General features: G+C 68.4%; 20 protein-coding genes. 8 read left to right on the top strand and 12 right to left on the bottom strand.

Translation table 11 applies throughout. The features are described 5' to 3' along the window. Positions 1-34: 34 nt before the first annotated feature. On the bottom strand, positions 35-1,087 hold the full coding sequence (locus VGK20_02440; protein ID HEY2772892.1) for a TIGR00730 family Rossman fold protein: 1,053 nt from the start codon (positions 1,085-1,087) through the stop codon (positions 35-37). Positions 1,088-1,197: 110 nt separating this feature from the next. On the opposite strand from VGK20_02440, the gene VGK20_02435 reads away from it, so the two are divergent. The 3 genes from VGK20_02435 to VGK20_02425 are packed head-to-tail and all read left to right on the top strand — an operon-like array spanning position 1,198 to position 3,147. Next, positions 1,198-1,818 (top strand): hypothetical protein, encoded by a 621-nt coding sequence (locus tag VGK20_02435; protein HEY2772891.1) that lies wholly within the window; start codon positions 1,198-1,200, stop codon positions 1,816-1,818. Positions 1,819-1,841: 23 nt separating this feature from the next. After that, on the top strand, positions 1,842-2,633 hold the full coding sequence (locus VGK20_02430; protein HEY2772890.1) for an energy transducer TonB: 792 nt from the start codon (positions 1,842-1,844) through the stop codon (positions 2,631-2,633). A gap of 13 nt (positions 2,634-2,646) precedes the next feature. Then, a complete protein-coding gene (locus VGK20_02425) occupies positions 2,647-3,147 on the top strand; it encodes a hypothetical protein (protein ID HEY2772889.1) in 501 nt (166 codons plus the stop codon). Positions 3,148-3,235: 88 nt separating this feature from the next. Here the strand turns inward: VGK20_02425 and VGK20_02420 are convergent, their stop codons facing one another. From VGK20_02420 to VGK20_02405, 4 genes are all read right to left on the bottom strand, one after another. Continuing rightward, complete coding sequence (locus VGK20_02420; protein HEY2772888.1) at positions 3,236-3,619, bottom strand: MAPEG family protein; 384 nt, start codon at positions 3,617-3,619, stop codon at positions 3,236-3,238. A gap of 72 nt (positions 3,620-3,691) precedes the next feature. Next, on the bottom strand, positions 3,692-4,942 hold the full coding sequence (locus VGK20_02415) for a (Fe-S)-binding protein (protein ID HEY2772887.1): 1,251 nt from the start codon (positions 4,940-4,942) through the stop codon (positions 3,692-3,694). Continuing rightward, a complete protein-coding gene (locus VGK20_02410) occupies positions 4,942-6,246 on the bottom strand; it encodes an FAD-binding oxidoreductase (protein ID HEY2772886.1) in 1,305 nt (434 codons plus the stop codon). Before VGK20_02410 ends, VGK20_02415 begins: the two co-directional genes overlap by 1 nt. After that, positions 6,243-7,775 (bottom strand): FAD-linked oxidase C-terminal domain-containing protein, encoded by a 1,533-nt coding sequence (locus VGK20_02405; protein ID HEY2772885.1) that lies wholly within the window; start codon positions 7,773-7,775, stop codon positions 6,243-6,245. Before VGK20_02405 ends, VGK20_02410 begins: the two co-directional genes overlap by 4 nt. Positions 7,776-8,027: 252 nt before the next feature. Between VGK20_02405 and VGK20_02400 the strand changes: the two genes are divergently transcribed. Continuing rightward, entirely contained in the window at positions 8,028-9,203 is a 1,176-nt protein-coding gene (locus VGK20_02400) for an alanine--glyoxylate aminotransferase family protein (protein ID HEY2772884.1), read from the top strand. Between the two features lie 4 nt (positions 9,204-9,207). After that, a complete protein-coding gene (locus tag VGK20_02395) occupies positions 9,208-10,326 on the top strand; it encodes an MltA domain-containing protein (protein ID HEY2772883.1) in 1,119 nt (372 codons plus the stop codon). 84 nt (positions 10,327-10,410) lie between these two features. Here the strand turns inward: VGK20_02395 and VGK20_02390 are convergent, their stop codons facing one another. From VGK20_02390 to VGK20_02360, 7 genes are all read right to left on the bottom strand, one after another. Next, the gene (locus VGK20_02390) at positions 10,411-11,166 is read right to left on the bottom strand and encodes an ABC transporter ATP-binding protein (protein HEY2772882.1); all 756 of its coding nucleotides are present in this window, start codon (positions 11,164-11,166) and stop codon (positions 10,411-10,413) included. After that, entirely contained in the window at positions 11,150-11,914 is a 765-nt protein-coding gene (locus VGK20_02385; GenBank protein HEY2772881.1) for an ABC transporter permease, read from the bottom strand. Before VGK20_02385 ends, VGK20_02390 begins: the two co-directional genes overlap by 17 nt. Then, positions 11,911-12,426, bottom strand: coding sequence for a hypothetical protein (locus VGK20_02380; GenBank protein HEY2772880.1), 516 nt, complete (start codon positions 12,424-12,426; stop codon positions 11,911-11,913). The genes VGK20_02385 and VGK20_02380 overlap by 4 nt, the downstream gene beginning before the upstream one ends. After that, positions 12,414-13,001, bottom strand: a complete 588-nt coding sequence (locus VGK20_02375; GenBank protein ID HEY2772879.1) for an SCO family protein — start codon at positions 12,999-13,001, stop codon at positions 12,414-12,416. The genes VGK20_02380 and VGK20_02375 overlap by 13 nt, the downstream gene beginning before the upstream one ends. A gap of 13 nt (positions 13,002-13,014) precedes the next feature. Further along, positions 13,015-14,040, bottom strand: a complete 1,026-nt coding sequence (locus VGK20_02370; GenBank protein ID HEY2772878.1) for an ABC transporter substrate-binding protein — start codon at positions 14,038-14,040, stop codon at positions 13,015-13,017. Positions 14,041-14,124: 84 nt separating this feature from the next. Beyond that, the gene (locus tag VGK20_02365) at positions 14,125-14,430 is read right to left on the bottom strand and encodes a hypothetical protein (protein ID HEY2772877.1); all 306 of its coding nucleotides are present in this window, start codon (positions 14,428-14,430) and stop codon (positions 14,125-14,127) included. 284 nt (positions 14,431-14,714) lie between these two features. Beyond that, positions 14,715-16,316, bottom strand: a complete 1,602-nt coding sequence (locus tag VGK20_02360) for a peptide chain release factor 3 (GenBank protein ID HEY2772876.1) — start codon at positions 16,314-16,316, stop codon at positions 14,715-14,717. A 253-nt stretch (positions 16,317-16,569) separates the two neighbouring features. On the opposite strand from VGK20_02360, the gene VGK20_02355 reads away from it, so the two are divergent. Genes VGK20_02355 through VGK20_02345 form a run of 3 tightly spaced genes read left to right on the top strand, consistent with a single transcriptional unit; the run spans position 16,570 to position 19,060 of the window. Continuing rightward, a complete protein-coding gene (locus VGK20_02355) occupies positions 16,570-17,877 on the top strand; it encodes an amine dehydrogenase large subunit (GenBank protein ID HEY2772875.1) in 1,308 nt (435 codons plus the stop codon). After that, positions 17,874-18,422 (top strand): MauE/DoxX family redox-associated membrane protein, encoded by a 549-nt coding sequence (locus tag VGK20_02350; GenBank protein ID HEY2772874.1) that lies wholly within the window; start codon positions 17,874-17,876, stop codon positions 18,420-18,422. Before VGK20_02355 ends, VGK20_02350 begins: the two co-directional genes overlap by 4 nt. After that, on the top strand, positions 18,419-19,060 hold the full coding sequence (locus tag VGK20_02345; GenBank protein ID HEY2772873.1) for a redoxin domain-containing protein: 642 nt from the start codon (positions 18,419-18,421) through the stop codon (positions 19,058-19,060). The genes VGK20_02350 and VGK20_02345 overlap by 4 nt, the downstream gene beginning before the upstream one ends. Positions 19,061-19,062 lie beyond the last annotated feature (2 nt).

Below are 19,062 nucleotides of genomic sequence, written 5' to 3'. Positions count from 1 at the left end.
TCCCGTCGCCGCGACGCGAATCCAGCTCGGCGCGTCAGCCCGCAGCCGCGCCGAGCTCGTTCAGGCGGTTGATGAGCAGTCGCAGGCGACCGAAGCCGAGCAGGTTGAACTCGATCGCCAGGCGCGGCAGCGCCAGCGTCTCCGGCTCGTCGCTCTCTTCCTTCATCGCGGCGATGCGGCGTACCGGGCGGCCGCCGAGAATATCGGCGAATTCGTCGGAGAGAGTACCGAGGACGGCATCGTCGACGTCGTGGTTCGTACGGATCACCGTCGTTCGCCGGATCGTGCGCATCGAGTGGAAAACGCGGTAGAACGAAACGATTTCGCGGACCGCGTCGTCGACGTCGTGGGTGATCCGGTAGAGCGCGAGGTCGTCTTCGCTGACGAGGCCGCGAGCGAGCAGCTCCTCGCGCACGAAACGGTTCCAGACCTGCCAGTAATCCGAGCCTTCGACGTCGAGGCAGACGATCGGCAGCAGCCGCGATTTGCCGGTCTGAACCAGCGTCAGCGTCTCGAAGCCTTCGTCGTGGGTGCCGAAGCCGCCGGGAAAAAGCGCCACGGCGCACGCTTCCTTCAGGAAGAACAGCTTGCGCGTGAAGAAGTATTTGAACTCGAACAGCTTGGGGTCCTCGCGCAGCAGCTCGTGCGGCTGCTGCTCGAACGGAAGGCGGATGCCGACGCCGAAGCTGTGCTCCGCGCCGGCGCCCTCGACGACCGCGCCCATGATCCCGGGACCTCCGCCGGTGATCACCATGAAACCGGCCTCCGCGATCCGCTGCCCGAAGGAGTGGGCCAGGCGATAAACCGGCTGGTCCGGCGTGGTCCGGGCCGACCCGAACGCGGTCACCTTGCGCGGGCCGGCGCTCCAGGGCCGGAACACCGCCAGCGCGCGGCGCATCTCCGAGAACGCCGCCGTGACGAGCTTCAGATCGACGACGTCGGTGCCGTCGGCGACCAGGCCGATCGCTTCTTCGACGAGGCTTTCCAGCAGGCGGCGGGCGCGGGGATCGGTGTGACCCGCGTGGGCGGCGGCCAGCCTCTCGGCCAGCACTTCGTGCACGGAGTCGTGTCCGGAGGAAGGCTTCACGGCTCTCATTGTCCGCCGTCAAAGCCGACGACTCCAGCCTGCGGGATGCAACGCGAGGGCGGCGTGGCTAGCATGGCACCGGACCGGCGTCGGGCCGGGCCTGCCCCATCATGGACGTCTCCGCCGTCAGGCCCGCTGCATTCCTGATCATCCGCTTCTTCATCTATGCGGCGATCGTCGCGCTCGCGTTCGAATCGATCGTCACCGGCGCCCGCACCCACGACCTGCACTGGCTGATGCGCGACGACGGCCCGGTGGAGACCGCGCAGCTCATTGCTGCGTTCTCGACGGCCGCGTGGTTCTTCGTGCTGTCGCGACGGCGCCCGCGCTATTCGTTGTTGTTCCAGTTCTTCTCGGCGCTTTCGCTGATCGCGTGTGCCCGCGAGTTGGACAACGTCTCGCTCGAGCTCGGCTGGCGCGACGGGTACGTGTGGGTCGCGATGATCCCGCTGGCATGGGCGTTGTCGGTGGTGGTGCGTGGTCGCGAGCGGCTGTTCGTGCAGCTGGCGACGTTCTCGCGAAGCTCGTCGTTCGCGCTGCTTCTGGCGGGGTTCCTGACGGTCGTCGTGTTTGCGCAGATCATGGGCCAGAAGGTGCTGTGGCTCGCCGTACTCGACGAGAGCATCTACCGCCCGATCAAGGAGCTGGTCGAAGAATCCTCCGAGCTGCTCGGCTACCTGCTGATGCTGTTCGGAGCGGCCGAAGCCGCGGCGGACGAGCCGGCGGACTGAGCGATGCAACAGCAGCGGGCGGCGTGGTGGTCGTGACGGTGCTTGCGTCGCGGCAGTCGGTATCGGTCGCCCTGTCGATCGTCCTGCACGCGATGGTCCTGGCTTTGCTGCTTCGGCACCAGGTCGTCGTCGAGCTTGCGATGCCGAGGGCGCCGCTGCTGCTCAGCCTTGTGCCTGCGGGAACCAGGACCGCCGGTCCCGGCATCCCGTCCGATCGCCTTCAGTCTGCGGCAGCGTCGGCTCCGGCGGCTGCGCAGCCGCCTGCGCCGCCAAAGGACTCGCCGGCGCCGGCCGTCATCGAGCCGGCAGCAAAAGTGGAGACCGGCAACGAGACCCCTGCGCCGGCTCCTCCGCTGGTCGCGGCGCCGAAAAAAAACAAAACCGCAAAACCCCCCGCTCCGCAGCCTGCGCCGGCAATCGCATCGGTTGCTCCCGCAAGCGCCGCGGCAACCGCAGACGGTCGCGCGACCGGCGGCGATTCGGGGAGCGGTGCCGTTGCGAGCGCGCCGTCTTGGGGAGAATCGGCGGGCGTGCGCTACCTGGAGCTGCTGTCCGCATGGCTGCACCGCCACAAGGAAGAATACCCGGTGCTCGCGAAGCGTCGCGGCCTCCAGGGCCATGCGTCCGTCAGAATCCGCATCGACCGCAGCGGGCGCGTGCTCGAAGCCTCCATTGTGCGCAGCACCGGCCAGGATCTGCTCGACCAGGCGGCTCTCGACTTGGTGCGGCGAGCGAGCCCTTTTCCTGCGATCCCCCCCGAATACCCCGATGCGAGTTTCGAATTCGACGCGCCCGTCGACTATGGGCTGCACTGAGAGAATTTGTGCCATGACCGACGTGAAGTCTTCTGTCTCCTGGAAACGATGCGGAGTCTGCAAGCGGGACCTCGGCTTCGAGTCCGAGTACTACCAGTGCAGCGTCTCGACGTGCACGACCGGACGAAATCATCCGGTGTTCTGCTCGGTAACCTGCTGGGAGGAGCACGTACCGGTGATGCGCCACCGCGACGCGTGGGCCGAACAGAAACGCGCGCCGGCTCGCGGGGAGTGGGAGTCGGAGCAAAGGGCTTCCGCGGAAGGAGCGCCGCGCCGCATCGTGGTCGACGCCAGGACCCAGCCGCCGCCGTCCGCGCCGGCGATTCCCGACGACGTGCTCGTCGTCGCCTCCAAACTGAAGACTTACATCCGCGCTCGCGCGGGCATGAACATGTCGGAATCGGTGCTCGACGAATTGTCCGACATCGTTCGCGAGCACACCGACCGCGCGATCGACCAGGCCCGGACCGAAGGTCGAAAGACCGTGATGGACCGCGACTACAAGCCTCGCTGAGCCGGGTTTCGCGTCTGTCGCGGACGCGCGCGGCTCACCCGTTTCCGGTTGGCCGCCGATGGACGGCTTTTTGCAGCCTGCGGACCGCTTAAAAGAGCGCCGACATGCACAGCAGGAGACCGACCACGTACGTGCCGAGCGCGCCGACGAAGCGCAGCGGATGGCCTTCGGCGAGCGTCGGCGAGGCGATCATCCCGGCGGCATGGCAGTAGCGAACGACGACCGCCGCAAGGAACAAAAAATTGTGCCACTTGCTCGGGCCGGTGCTGGCCAGGGCGTAGATCAGCACGGCGAGCATCGGCGCGTACTCGCAGGCGTTGGCATGCGCCCTTACCCACTTGTGCAGGGTGTCGGTCGGATCGAGCTCGTGCCCGATCGCGCGATTGGTGCTGCCGCGCCTCAGCGAAACGCCCAGGCCGAGGCCGAAGACGAGAAGGCCGAGCAATCCGATGCAGGTGAACGCGAAACCCATGGTGGACCTCCCTGTCGTGTCTGGATGCGGGTCTCATCATTCCCCATCGCTTCGCTGGGTGCCATCCCGGACTCAGGCACCCGTGTCGCTTCGCCGGTATGCCTCGGCCAGCAGCTGAACCGGATGCTTGACGAGGGTCGGCAGCCCGGCCAGCGCAACGGCCTGTCCGATCTGAAGCATGCACCCGACGTTGGCGACAGCGACCACAGTCGCCTTGCGCTCGCGGGCAAGCTCCGCCTTGCGTGCGCCGATCTCGGCCGACAGCACCGGATGGTCGATGTTGTAGCTGCCGGCGCTTCCGCAGCAGATCGCGTTCTCCCCGAGATCGACCGGCGCACGCCCGAGCGCGACCTCGCACACGCGTCTGGGCGCCGACGAGATTCCCTGCGCGTGCAGCAGGTGGCAGGCGTCGTGGAAAGCGACGTTGCCGCGCGCTTCCAGCGGCCGGGCGGGCGCGTCGAATCCGATCTCGACGAGAAGCTCGCAGATGTCGCGGCTCATCGATGCCAGCTCCTCGCCGCGGCCGGCGGCGCTGGTTCCGGCCAGCACATGAGCGTAGTCGCGAAGCATCGCGCTGCAGCCCGCTGCCGTCGTGACGACGAAGTCGATGTCGGACCCCGCCAGCGCGTTGGCGTTCGCGGCAGCCAACTCGACCGCATCGCTCGTGAGCCCGGCGTGCAGCGCGAGCGCGCCGCAGCACTGCTGCCCGGCGACCTCCACCACCTCGATTCCGTTGCGCTGCAGCACCTCGACGGTGTCGCGGTTGATGTCGGGAAGCACGCGGTCGGCGACGCAGCCGGTCAGCACGGCCACCCGCGCGCGGGCGCGCAGCGGCTGGTGGCTGGTGCTGCGGCGAAGCGGAGAAACGCCGGCGCTCGAGGACGGCTGGGAGCCCGGCAGCGAGCCAGGCAGGAGCCCGAGTCCCGGCACCTTCCTTCTTACGCCGCCGAGCCCTGCGCGGTCGAGAAGGGAAGCTACCTTGACACCGGCGTCGACGAGGGCGTCGCTGGTGTAGGCCTTGCGCGCGAGGTCCTGCCAGCGGCGCGTGCTGCCCGTGCGCTCGGCCAGGCGAGGACGGAACTCCTCGATGCGGCGGCCGAAGGAGACGCCCGACGGACACGCGCTCTCGCACGCGAGGCAGCCGAGGCAGCGCGACAGGTGCAGCGCCGCCTCGTCGTCGAATTCGAGCTCTCCGTCGCGGATGCCCTCCATGATGTAGATTCGTCCGCGCGGGGAATCGGCTTCGGTGCCGAGGACGCGATACGTCGGGCAAGTGTCGAGGCACAGGCCGCAGTGCACGCACGGAAGACCCGGGCCGCCCATCAAAGTCCTCCGACGTAGCGGCCAGGCGACAACACGTCGTCGGGATCGAAACGGCGCTTGATGGCGCGCATCAGGCCGATCGACGCGGGCGGCGGTCCCCACACATCGTAGAGAGCCTTGAGCTGCGCGGGCGCTCTCTCGATGACACGCCCGCGGACCAGGCCGCCGACGGCGGTGGCCGTGATGAGCGCTGCGCTGGCCGTGTCTGCTTCGCCTGCTTCTGCTCCGGCGAGATGGAATCTCGCGATGCCCGCGCCGAGATGCCCCGCGATGCGGATCGCAGCCTGCCCTCCCTGGGACGCTGCGCTCTGTTTCCACTTCGCGCAGACGTCGCGCACGACGCCGACGATGTCCTGCGGCGCCGCGGCCACGCGCACGCTCGTCCCGTGGCCGTCATCCACATGCGCGGGGCTTTCCCATTCTTCGGCGGCATCGGCCGGCTGGCGTCCGACCAGCGCGCAGACGGCGTCGCCCTGCCAGCCCACTTCTTCTTCTGTTCCCTCGATCCGGACGACGAGGATCCACAGCGGCATCGCTTCCGTGGTGTCCACTGTAAAATCGATCGCCGACAGCGAGAGCTGGGCACCTGCCAGGCGGGAGCGCGCCGCGTCCAGCTCGCTCGCCGAGACGAATTCGAACACCAGCGTCGCTGCCGCGGCGGGAAGAGGATGCGTGCGCAGCGTCAGCTCGGTCAGGATCGCAAGGCCGCCCCAGGACCCGGCGAAAAGCCGCACGAGGTCGTATCCGGCGACGTTCTTGACGACACGGCCGCCGGCGACGATCTCGCGCCCGCAACCGTCGATCGCCGTCGCGCCGAGCACGAGGTCGCGCGGCAGGCCGAAACCGTGGCGCAGCCCGCCGGTCGCGTTGGCGGCGACGATGCCGCCGATCGAGGCGCGGTCTTCGCGGGCCGCGTCGATCGCAAGACGCTGGCCCTGCTTGGCCAGGCTGCGTTGCAACCTCGACAGCGAGACTCCCGCCTGGCAGGTCACCGTCATGTCCTCGGGGTTCTCCTCGACGATGTTGCCGATCGCGGTCATCGAGAGGCGAATGTCGTAGGCGCGCGGGACGGCGCCGACGTGCAGCAGCGTGCCGCCGCCGCTCGGCACCACGGCAAGCTTTTTCGCACGGGCCTCCTCGATCGTCGCGACGACGTGCGCCGTCTCGCGCGCCGTGATCACCGCCTGCGGAACCAGCCCGTCGATGGCGTCATTGTCGCGGCCCGGCCGGAGCTGGCCCGGCCCCATCGACGGGAACGACGCCGGATCCAGGCGAGGTCTTGCAACTGCGGACGCCGCGCTCATCCGCCGCCCCGGGGACGTGGGCGACGAACTTCGACGCAGGTGCGCGAGGACGGCAGGATCTTGCCCGGATTGCACAGGCCTCGCGGGTTGAAGGCCGTCCGGATGTCCTCCATCGCCGCGAGGGTCGGTGCGGTGAACGACTTCGGCATCAGCGCCATTTTTTCGATGCCGATGCCGTGCTCGCCGGTGATCGAGCCGCCGAGCTCGATGCACGCGGTGAGGATTTCGTTTCCGGCAGCGAGCACGCGCTCGACTTCGCCGGGAACGTCTTCGTCGTAGAGCACGAGGGGATGGATGTTGCCGTCTCCGGCATGCATCAGGTTCGCGATGCGAAGGTGGTAGCGTGACGCGACTTCGGCGATCTTCGCCACGATCTCGGGCAGGCGGCTGCGCGGGACGACACCGTCCTGGGTGCAATAGGCCGGCGCGAGCCGTCCCATCGCGCCGAACGCGCGCTTGCGCGATTTCCACAGCAGTGCGCGCTCTTCTTCGCCCGCCGCACGCTTCACTTCGCTTGCCCCTTCGCGGGTACAGCAGTCGTGGACGCGGGCGGCGAGCGCATCGAGGCCGGCTGCGATGCCGTCGAGCTCGATCAGGAGCACCGCACCGGCGCCCGCGGGAAAGCCGAAGTGGTAGGCAGCTTCGACGGCCTCGATGACGAGCGCGTCCATCATCTCGAGAGCGGCCGGGATGATGCCCGCCGCGATGATTGCCGAAACGGCGCGGCTCGCCTGCGCGACGCCGGGAAATACTGCGAGAAGCGTCGTCACCGACTCGGGCTTGCGCATCAGGCGGACGCGCGCCGCCGTGACCAGGCCGAGCGTGCCTTCGCTGCCGGTGAAAATGCCGACGAGATCGTAACCGGGCGCGTCGTACTCGCGGTCGAGCCAGATGACGCGGCCGTCGGGCAGCACGACTTCCAGCGCGAGGACGTGATTGACGGTGACACCGTACTTCAGCGTGTGCGGCCCGCCCGAATTCTCGGCGACGTTGCCGCCGATGCTGCATGCCGACTGGCTCGAAGGATCGGGCGCATAGTAGAGCCCGTGCGCATCGACCGCGCGCGAAACCTCGAGGTTCACGACTCCCGCTTCCACTTCGGCGGTGCGTGCCTCGACGTCGATGCTGCGGATGCGGCGCAGGCGTGAGGTGCCGATCATCACGGCGGACTGGAGCGGAAGGCAGCCGCCCGAGACGCCGGTGCCGGCGCCGCGCGGAACAAACGGAATGCCCGCGCCGGCCAGGACGGACACGACGCGCGAGGTCTCTTCAGTGGTCGCGGGCAGCACGACGAGGCGGGGCACCGATTTCTCGAGCGTATAGCCGTCGCACTCGTAGACTTTGCGAGCGCTCGCGCCGTCGACGATGCCGCGCGGGCCCACGATCTCGCGAATCGCGTCGACGACGCGCCGGTCGCTGCCGGCTGGCGGCGCGGTGGCCAGGTGCGGCGCGGCCTGCAGCGCATCCTGGGTCGTCGCGGGGGCGACGACCGGGCGCTCGGCGAAAGAACGTGGGCTGTTATCCTGCATCGGTGCGGAACTGCTCCGATCTTTCACTATACCCGCGCCCCGGCTGCGGTGGGAGCGCGGGCATGCCTGCGTGTGCACCCGCCGGGACGATCGGGACGCAGCGCAGCATCGGCAGCACGCCGATCGGTATCCGGCGAAAAGTTCCCGTCCGCTCGCGATCGGGTCGCCAGACAGCCGCCGGTCGCCAGGTTGCGCCCGCTTCCGAGCCGCCGCCGGCTTGCGAAGCATGGCGCTCCCGCGCTATCGGGCGACATGTCGAGCATCGCGCCGCCGTCGCGGCTTCTCCTCGGTCCCGGTCCCTCGATGGTCAACGCGCGGGTTTACGCCGCGATGGCGCGTCCGCTGGTCGGTCATCTCGATCCCTGGTTCCTCGAGATCCTCGAGCAGGTTCAGGCCGACCTGAGGACGGTGTTCGGCACTGCCAATTCGGTGACGCTGCCGATTTCGGGCACCGGATCGGCAGGCATGGAGGCGTGCTTTGCGAATCTGGTCGAGGACGGCGACGAGATCGTCGTCGTCGTCGCCGGCGTGTTCGGCACACGCATGGCCGAGGTCGCCACCCGCCTGGGCGCTCGCGTCGAGACGGTCGAGGTGCCGTGGGGGCGCGTGGCCGATCCTGACGACGTCGCTTCAGCGGTTGCCCGCTGCGCACGGCCGAAGCTCGTCGCCGTGGTCCACGCCGAGACATCGACCGGAGCCTGGCAGCCGCTGCAGCAGATCGGCCGGATCGCGCACGACGCCGGCGCGCTGCTGCTCGTCGATTGCGTGACGTCCCTCGGCGGCTGTCCGGTCGCAGTGGACGAGATCGGCATCGATGCCGCGTACAGCGGCACGCAAAAGTGCCTGAGCTGCCCTCCCGGCCTGTCGCCGCTGACGATGAGCGAGCGTGCGATGGAAGTCGTGCGCGCGCGAAAATCGAAGCCGCGAAGCTGGTATCTCGACCTCGGCCTGATCGGTGCCTATTTCGAAAACCAGCGCCTCTACCATCACACCGCGCCCGTCTCGATGATCTACGCGCTCGCAGAATCGCTTTCGATCGTGCTCGAAGAGGGGCTCGAGGACCGTTTCGTGCGCCACGAGCGCAACCACCACGCGCTGCTGGCCGGCCTGGCCGCGCTCGGCGTCAAGGCGGCCGCCCAGGAAGGACACCGCCTGTGGATGCTGAACAGCGTCGAAGTGCCTGGTGGCATCGACGAGGCAGCGCTTCGCCGTCGCCTGCTGCTCGATCACGGGATCGAGATCGGCGCGGGGCTCGGGCCACTGGCGGGCAAAGTCTGGCGTATCGGCCTGATGGGAGAATCGAGCAGGCCTGCCAACGTGCGCCGCTTGCTGCTGGCTCTCGAGTCCGAGCTTCGCCGCGAAGGACTCGCCGTGCCGGGCGGCGAAGCGATCGAGGCGGCCGACCACGTCTACGCGTCGGCGGGTTGAGGTCGTGACGGCCGAGAGGCGGCGCGCGGCCCGCGCGGCGAGGTCGCTGGCGGCCACGCTGCTGCTCGCGGCCGGCTGCTCGACTCACCAGGCCGAACTCGCACATCGCACGGCGGTTCTCGTCCACGACGATCTGGACGCTGCGTCGCTGGCGCTGGCTGCCGGGCGAGCAGCTGACGCCATCGTCGCCGGTGGCGCCACGGGCGGCGGCCTTTCGCTTGCGCACCGTCGCGTCACTTCCGCGGAGCTGGCCGCGACGGCGCGCTTCGTCGCGGCCGCCGCTTCGGGAGGCGACATCGAGCGCGCCGCGAGCGAGATCGCATCGCACTGCGAGCTCGTCGCCGCCGCCGCACCGGCAAGAATCACCGCGTACTACGAGCCCGTCCTTGCGGCCCGCATGCGGCCCGACCGCCGCTTCCGCTATCCGATCTACCGCGCACCGACGCCGGAGCAGCTCGCGCGAATCACGAAAAAGCTCGGGCACCTGCCCGATCGCGCCGACATCGATCGCCGCGGCGCTCTTGCCGGCCTTCACCTCGAGCTGGCATGGACCGACGATCCGGTGGCGCGCTTTTTCCTGCAGGTGCAGGGATCGGGAGTGCTCGATGACGGCTCGCGGCGCCGACGCGTCGGATTCGCAGGCACCAACGGTCTTGCGTGGCGCAGCATCGGCGCAGTGATGCGCGAGCGCGGGCTGCTTGCGCCCGGCAACCTCGATGCGGGATCGATCCGGCGTTGGCTTCGCGAGCATCCATCCGGGCGCGACCGCGTGCTCGAAGCCGACCCCCGCTACGTATTTTTTGCAGTCCGCGACGGCGAAGGCCCGGTAGGCTCGTCGGGTGCGGGGCTGGTTGCCGGGCGTTCGGTCGCAGCCGATCCGGCGGTGCCGCCAGGAACGCTCGCGTGGCTGAGCTCGACGTGGCCCGTCGCGGGTGCGACCGGCACTCGCACGGGATCCACTTCCCTCGCGCGCTTCGTGTTCGTTGCGGATACCGGCGCCGCAATCCGCGGAGAGGCAAGGCTCGACGTGTTTGCCGGATCCGGCGAGGAAGCCGGCGCCGTCGCGGGGCTTGCCGACGAAAAGGGAGAGCTGTTCTACGTGCTGTGCCCGAGCGGCAAGTGAAGCTCGCGGCGCCGCAAGATCCGGCAAGGGACCCACGACAAGTCCACACAGCGCACACCGTGCGGCGCGAGGGCAGCGCCGGGATCAGCCGGAGCGATCGACGCCAAGCTCGCGCAGGATCGCGACGCGCAGGTCCTGCACCTCGGGACTGGTGAGCCGGCGCGGGTGCGGAATCGTGACGTCGAACGTGGCCTGGATGCGTGCCGGTCGCGGCGACAGCACGAGGATGCGGTCGGCCATGTGCACCGCCTCCTCGACGTCGTGCGTGATCAGCAGCACCGTGTGGCGCTCTTCGGCCAGGATGCGCAGCAGCTCGCTGCGCATGCGCAGGCTCATCAGCGCGTCCAGAGCCGAGAACGGTTCGTCCATGTAGAGGATCTCGGGCTTGACGACCAGCGCGCGCGCCAGCTCGACGCGCTTCAGCATGCCGCCGGACAGTTCGTGCGGATAGCGCGTCTCGAAGCCGGTCAGTCCGACGATCGCGGCGTAATGGTCGGCAAGGGCGGCCTTCTCCGAATGGGCGTGGTGGCCGTTCAGCCCGAACATCAGGTTCTCGCGCACCGTCAGCCACGGGAACACCGAGCCGTGCTGCGAAATCAGGATTCCGCGGGAGTCCGGTTTTTCCCGCAGCTCGCCGCCCACCACCACCTGTCCACTGTCGGGACGAAGAAAACCGGCGATGATGTTCATCAGCGTCGATTTTCCACAGCCCGAAGGCCCGACGATCGCGACGAACTCCCCGTCCGCTACGCAGAACGACGTTTCTTCTACCACCGGCAGCGCGGAGCCGTCGGCGCCGAACTTCTTGGTGATCTCGCGAACGTCAATCTTGATGGACATAACGCCACCGCACGATCTTCAGTCCTTCGAGCAGGCGCATCAGCGCATCGAGCGAAAGCCCGATCAGCCCGATGACGATCATTCCCGCGACGACCAGGTCGTAGCGGTTGCCCGCATTGCGCGAGTCGATGATCAGGTAACCGAGCCCCGATCTCAGCGCGATCATCTCCGCGGCGACGACGACGAGCCACGCCACGCCGAGCCCGATGCGCATTCCCACGATAATTTGCGGCAGCACCGCCGGGATCACGACGCGCGTGAACAGCGTGTAACGCGAGACGCCGAAGTTTTCGGCTGCCCACAGGTAGCGCCTTTCGATCGTATGCACTCCGGCCGTCGTCTGCACGATCATCGGGAACACCGACGAAATGAAGATCAGGTAGATCGGCGAGGCGTTGCCGACGCCGAACCACAGGATCGCAATCGGGATCCATGCGATCGGCGAGATCGGGCGCAGGATCTGGAACACCGGGTTCAGCGTGCGGAACACCGGCGGCACCCAGCCCATCCACAGCCCGAGCGGAATCGCGACGACGGCTGCGAGCGAGAAGCCGGCGCCCACCCGCATCAGCGAGGCGCCGATGTGCTGCCACAGCGTGCCGTCGCGGATGAGCTCGACAATGCCGGCAACGACCTGCCACGGCGTCGGAAAGATCGCGCTGCCGGACAGATCGACGGCGAGCCACCAGATCGCGATCAGCGATGCCAGCAGCGCCAGCGGCGGCAGAATGTCGCCGATCCGCTTCATCTGGATGCTGCCTCGTCCGGGTGCGCTGGCGGCGGCGCGGGCGCAAACAGCTCACGAGCCCGCCATGCAAGCCTCGTCCACGGCCACTGCGGAAACGGCTCGACGTCGATCGTCATCTGCCCGCTCGCGTGGGCCGTGCACGCGAACTGGTAACTGGAAGCCTGCGCGAAAGGGAGGCGCAGGCTCTGGCCCGGCATCAGCAGCGTGGGACCGAAGGTCTGGGGCACGTCGTCGAGGTTCCTCAGGAGCAATACGTCGCGGACGCCGATCGTGAGACGGATATGGTCCGGCAGGATTTCCACCCTGTCGCCCGACATCCGTCGCGCCCAGGTACCCCTGGGAATCTCGAACAGCGCCTCGCGCGATGCGACGTGGATAGGTGCCATTGCAGCCCACGCGGTCAAGCCGAGGGCCGGCGCGGCGACCGCGATCCACGCCAGCCGGCGCGACGGCCGGCGCTCGCCCTCGCGCCGCGTCGAAACCTTGAGAACCGGCGCCGTCACGGTTTCCACAGCAGCGCGACGTCGTGCACGTAGTCCTCGGCCGAGCTGCCGAACGGCATCAGCGCGCGCAGCTTTCCGGCCGGATCCACCAGATAGGTGAACGAGGAGTGGCTGTAGCCCGTGTCTGTCCTGGTCGCTTCGATGCCGTAGGCCTTGCGAAGTGCGGCGAGTTGCTCTGCGCTGCCGGTGCCTCCGACGAACGCGGGATCGAAATGCGCGAGGTAGTCGTGCAGGCGTGCCGCATCGTCGTGCTCCGGGTCGACGGTGACGTAGACGAGCTGGAAATCCTTGCCGGCTGCGGTCGACAGCGTGTGCGCCCTGGCGATCGTCGCCAACGTGGTCGGACAGACGTTGGGGCAGGACGTGAAGCCGAACTCGACGACGACGACTCGTCCGCGAAAGCGCGCGAGGCTGAGGGGTTGGCCGTCGGAACCCACGAGCGAAAGCTCCGGCGCGTCGCGAGGTGGATCGAAGGTGCCGGCCTTCAGCGTCGCGGCGACGTCGGCCGCACGCGAGACGACCGCAACCAGGAGCGTCAGCGCGAAGATCGCGCCGCCGATTGCCGCGAGTGCCCGACCCCGCACCGGCGGCCGACGCTCACAACGCAATGGCCGCAGGCCTGGCGTTCGTGGCGAAGCTGTCATCGACGTAGGTTTCATACGCGATCGGATGCTGGATCGTTCCGGCTTCGATCGAGAGATGCATCAGCTCGTCGAACTCGTCGCGGATCATCCGCAGGTCGCCGTAGGTGACGCGGTCGGTCGGGTTCTGCATCACGAAACGCAGGATGTTCGGATCCTGGTTGAAGTAGTCGCGTCCGGCGGCGATCGTGATCGCCTTCTCGCGATGTTCCGGGGCAGCATCGAGCCAGACCCCCGCGCCGAGCACGTGATCGACGAGGTCCTGGACGAGAGGGCGGTTGGAGGCGATCAGCTCCTGGCGCACGGTCAGCACGCAGCAGATGTAATTGCGCCACTCGTCGCGGGTCATGCGAAGAGGCCGCGCATAGCCGGCGCTCTGTGCGGCGGCTCCGAAAGGCTCGCCCGTGCAGTAGGCGTCCACCGCTTTGGCGTACAGCGCTGCCGGCATGTCCGGCGGCGGCATCTCGACGATCTCGAGCTGGTCGGGTGTCATGTTCTCGCGCGCCAGCATCTTGCGCAGGAACAGGTAGTCCACGGCGAACCGGCTCGGGATCGCGACGCGCTTGCCGGCAAGCTCGCGGAAGCTCTGCACCGGCGAATCGGTGCGAACCATGATCACGGCGCCCGAGCGATGGCCTAGCGAAACGATTCGCACCGGAATGCCCCGGTTGGCAAGATCCATCACGAGCGGCGCCAGCATGAACGCCGCCTGGATGCGCCCCGCCATCAGCGACTCCTTGATCTCCGGCCAGCCGCTGTACTTGCTGTACTGGTATTCGAGCAGAGTGCCGGTCGCAGACTTGTTGGCGGCGGCGCGCGCGCTGCACGCGACGGGAAGCGTAAGGTTGCACGTGACCGGAAGGCCCCCGACGAGCAACGGCTCCTTGCTCGTGCCGCCGGAGCAGCCCGGGAACACGACCGGCGCGGCGGCGGCAATGCTTCCGAGCAGGAACTGGCGGCGAGTGAGCGCGTAAGCGACCATCGTGTCGATGCGGCGGCGCTTACCTCGATCGCGGCGCAAAGACGACTTTACGGCGAGCACAGGCCGACCGCCGTCGCGAAATCGTCAGCGCGCCGACGCTCTCATGCCGAGCGCGGCGCCGGCAATGGAGATGGCCGGGTGGACGACCAGAACGAACGCTGCGGACCACAGCAGCCGCGTCGCCGTCGGCGCGACGACTACCGCGACGACGAGCCAGCCCCCGACGAGGAAATCGACCTGGTCGAACGCGTACAGCGGAATCCGGATGAAGCCCGCGCAGCGGTCTTCCCGGGCGCGACGCGGAGCCTTCTCTTGACGAAGCTGTTCGGCAGCTCGGCGAGCATCGCCGCGCCGCCGAGCGCCGCGCCGAACACGCAGGCTGAAGGCCACTGCGAAAGCGATGCGGCCGCTAGCGGTGGCCGCCAAAGTGGAGCTCGTATCGCGTATGCGAGCGCGGTGCCGCCACAGACAGCCGCGATGCCGCGCCACGTCTTGGATGCTCCGAAAAGCGGCGCACCCCTCCACGTCCGCCCGCCGTCGACGGGCCGCGCAAGGCCGCGCAGGATGTCGTACTTCATGCACAGGCCGTTCACGGCAAGTCCGACGAACAGCGGCGTGAACAGCCACGCCATCAGCGCGAGGTCCTGCATCGGCCAGGGTCCTGAGTCGTTCTTCTACTCGTCCGCCTGCGTCGCCGCCACCCGCTCGCGCGTAGCTGCGAATCGCACCAGCGGAAAGTTCTTCTGCGCGTAGCGCAGCTCCCACGAGGTGCGCGCGAGGAAAATCGGGGCGCCGTCGCGATCGTCGGCCATCGAGGCGTGGTTGGCGTCCTCGAATCGCTTGAGCTCGGCGGGATCGGCGGCGCTCACCCAGCGGGCTGCTTCGAACGGCGCCGCCTCGAAACCGACCTTGATGCCGTATTCTCCGCCGATCCTCGACGCCAGCACGTCGAGCTGCAGGCGACCGACGACGCCGACGATCCAGCTCGCGCCGAGGCGCGGCCGGAACACCTGCGTGACGCCTTCCTCGGCGAAGTTCTCGAGCGCGCGGCGCAGCTGCTTCGACTTCATCGGATCGTCCAGGCGCACGCGCTGCAGGATTTCCGGCGCGAAGTTCGGAATGCCGGTAAAGCGCAGCTCCTCGCCTTCGGTCAGCGTGTCGCCGACGCGGATCGTGCCGTGATTCGGGATGCCGATGATGTCGCCGGCCCACGCCTCGTCGACCGTCTCGCGGCTCTGCGCGAAGAACAGGATCGGGTTGTGCACGCCGACGGTCTTCCCGCTGGCCGCGATCCGCAGGCGCATGCCGCGCGTGAAACGTCCCGAGCAGATGCGCATGAACGAGACGCGGTCGCGGTGATTGGCGTCCATGTTCGCCTGCACCTTGAAGACGAAGCCGGCAACCTTGGGCTCGCCGGGCTCGACGACGCGCGTGGCCGCCGCCTGGGGACGAGGTGACGGTGCGTAGCGGATGACTGCGTCGAGAAGCTCGCGCACGCCGAGCGCGCGAAGCGCGCTGCCGAAATAGACCGGCGTGAGGTGCCCTTCGAGGTACTGTTCGCGGTCGAAGGCGGGGTAACCGGCGCGCGCAAGATCGAGCTCGTCGCGCAGGATCACCGCGTCGTCGTGCTCGAGGTAACGCTGGAGCTCCTCCTCGTTGCCGAACGGGACGGCAGTCTGCACCTGGCCGCTGCGGTCGAACGGCAGGAACGTTTCCTTCTCCGCATCGACGACTCCCTTCAGCAGGCCGCCCATGCCGGCCGGCCACATCATCGGGGAGACGTCGAGCGCAAGCTGCGCGGCAATCTGGTCGAGAAGCTCGAAGGGGCTGAGTCCCTCGCGATCGATCTTGTTGACGAACGTGAGGATCGGGATGTTCCTCAGCCGGCAGACCTCGAAGAGTTTGAGCGTCTGCGGCTCGATGCCCTTGGCGGCGTCGAGCACCATGATCGCGCTGTCGGCGGCCGTCAGCGTGCGGTAGGTGTCTTCGCTGAAATCCTCGTGGCCGGGGGTGTCGAGCAGGTTGCACGTGATGCCGTCGGACTCGAACGTCATGACGGCCGACGACACCGAGATGCCGCGCTCCTGCTCGATCTTCATCCAGTCCGAGCGCGCGCGACGGTTCTCGCCGCGCGATCGCACCTGCCCGGCCAGGCGAATCGCTCCGCCCATCAGCAGCAAGTTCTCGGTCAGTGTCGTCTTGCCCGCGTCCGGGTGCGCGATGATCGCGAACGTGCGGCGACTGCGCACCTGGGCGCCGGCGACGCCCTGGACCATGGCTTGGGTGGTGCTCACTGCGGCTCCCGAAATTGCGGGCACGGAAGGCTCCCGTGCGGCGCGCAACGACGAAGCAAGCCTGCTGCGGGGGCCGGAGTCAAAGCCCGGCATCCACCGCAGCGTCGCGGCGCCGGATGCCGCGACCGACCTCTTCGCATAGACCCCGCCGGCCGTGTTATAAACGCGCCGCTCGCGCCGCGCGCCGCAGCCGGCCCCGTGCCGCAGCGGACGTCGAAGCGCGCGCCACTCGCAAATGCGGAACTTTTCGAGACTTCGCCGGATCGTGATGCGCCTGCGCGCCACGGTTACTCTGCCGGCGGCCGCAGCAGCTGCATCGCTGGCGGTAATCGTCGCGTTCGCGCCACCCGCAGCGGCCGATCTGGCTCCCGAAAAAACCGGCACCGTGGTCGAGCTTCCCGCCAGACCCGGTCCGCACTGGTTCTGGATCAGCGACGTGCTGCTGCACCGCACGTCGCTGTACGACGGCGACGACGGCCGCCTGCTCGGCACGATCAATTCGGGATCGGCCGGTACCGGTTTCGTGATTTTCCCTCTGTTCTCGCCGGCCCACGACGAGATCTACATCGCCGAGACGTACTGGTCGCGGGGAATTCGCGGCGACCGCACCGATGTCGTCACGGTCTACGATGCGAAGACGCTCAGGCCGAAGGCCGAGATTCCGATCCCGGCCAAGCGCGGCGAATACTTTCCCGGCAACGCCGCCAACGCGCTCAGCGACGACGGTCGCTTCATGGCCGTCTTCAACATCACGCCGGCGACCTCGCTCAGCATCGTCGACGTCAAGGAGCGGCGTTTCGTCGAGGAAGTGGAATCGCCGGGATGCAGCCTCGCGTACGCGGCCGGCCCGCGCCGCTTCTTCATGCTGTGTGCGAACGGCAGCGCGCTGGTCATCGACCTCGATGATGCAGGCCACGTCGCGAAGGCCGCAAGGTCGGACGTTTTCTTCGATGCCGCCAAGGACCCCGTTACGGAAAAAGCCGTGCGGCGCGGCAACCAGTGGATTTTCGTCTCGTACGAGGGCGTCATCCACACGATCGACGTCGGCGAGCCGCAACTTGCATTCGGCCAGGCCTGGCCTCTTCTCGACGACTCCGATCGCAAGGACCGATGGCGTGTCGGCGGCCTGCAGAGCCTGGCCGTGCACTCGGCGAGCGGACGCCTCTACGCACTGATGCACCAGGGTCCGCCGGGAACCCACAAAGATCCCGGCACCGAGATCTGGGTCTACGATCTCGCGCAAAAGAAGCGGGTCCAGCGCATCGCCGTGCCCAACCCCAACGTCAGCTTCCTTGCCGACCAGGCCAAGATGGGTTCGGTCGAGAGCGAAGGCTTCGGCGCCCGCGCGACGCGAGCGCTGCTCGGCATGGTGCTGCCGAACCCCGGGGTCGAGCGCATGATCGTGACCCAGGGTGACAAGCCTCTTCTCGTGACGTCCTCCGGATTCCCGCCGACGATCACGATCCACGACGCGCAGACGGGCGAAGTGCGTCACGAGGTCAGCGAGCCGGGCCTCGGTTTCAGCCTGCTGTTCACGCCATGAGTGGCGTCGCAATCGATCCCGCGGCGGCGCTCGTGCTTCGCGCCTGCCTGACGCTGCTGCTCGCGGCGGCGGCGTTTCACAAGATCGCGGATTTTTCGCGCTTTCGCGCCGCTGTTGCCGGATATCGCGTGCTGCCGAAGATGCTGCTTGCGCCCGCCACCGTCGCGGTTCCCGCCGTCGAGGCCTCGCTCGCGGTCGCACTGGCGATGGGGCTCGGTGCTGCCGGCGTCGCCACCTCGCTGCTGATGGCGGGTTACGCCGCGGCGATCGCCGTCAACGTGGCCAGAGGCCGTACCGGGATCGATTGCGGCTGCACCGGTCCTGCTTTCCACGTGCCGCTTGGCGCGAGCCTCGTGGTGCGCAACGGCGTCGTGGCCGTCGCGGCGGCTGCACTGGCGCTGCCACTTTCGCCGCGACCCCTGGCCTGGTTCGACTGCGTTGCCGTCATGGCAGCGACGCCGGGGCTCTGCGCCTGCTGGCTCGCGAGCCAGCGGTTGCTGGCGACCGCGCCGCGCGCAGCGGCGCTCGCGAGGCTGCGACGATGATTGCGGCGCTGTCGGTTTCCGTCGTGCTGCTGTGGGTCGTCGTCGTCGTGCTCTGCGGCGTCGTGTTCGCGCTGACGCGACAGATCGGCGTGCTCTACGAGCGCGTCGCGCCGGCGGGCGCGTTGATGATCGGACGCGGCGTGGTCGCGGGTGACGAAGCCCCGGTCGTGCGCGCGCCGACACTGGCCGGCAACGACGAGATGGTCGGCGCGGCTTCGGAGGACGGGCGCTCGACGCTGGTGTTCTTTCTGTCGCCCACCTGTCCGGTCTGCAAGAGCCTGCTGCCGGCACTGAGGTCGATGGCGGCCGCCGAAGCCGCGAACCTTCGCGTGCTCGTCGCCGGCGACGGTTCTCCGTCCGAACACGAGGCGTTCGCCCGCGAGCAGAAGCTCGACGCATCGTCGTACCTGCTGTCGACCCAGCTCGGCGTCACGTGGCAGATCGCGAAACTTCCGTACGCGGTGCTCGTCGACGACAGCGGAATCGTTCGTGCGCACGGCCTCGTCAATTCCCGCGAGCACCTGGAAAGCCTGCTCGAGGCCCGTGACCGCGGGGTTGCCTCCATCCAGGAGCTCGTGCGCCGGCAAGGCACGGCCCGCGACGCGGCGGCGGCGCCCGGGCGCGCCAAGGTAGCCTGATC

This window comes from Candidatus Binatia bacterium, assembly GCA_036493895.1.
GTDB lineage: Bacteria > Desulfobacterota > Binatia > UBA1149 > CAITLU01 > DATNBU01.
This window is presented reverse-complemented; position numbering and strand designations above follow the sequence as displayed.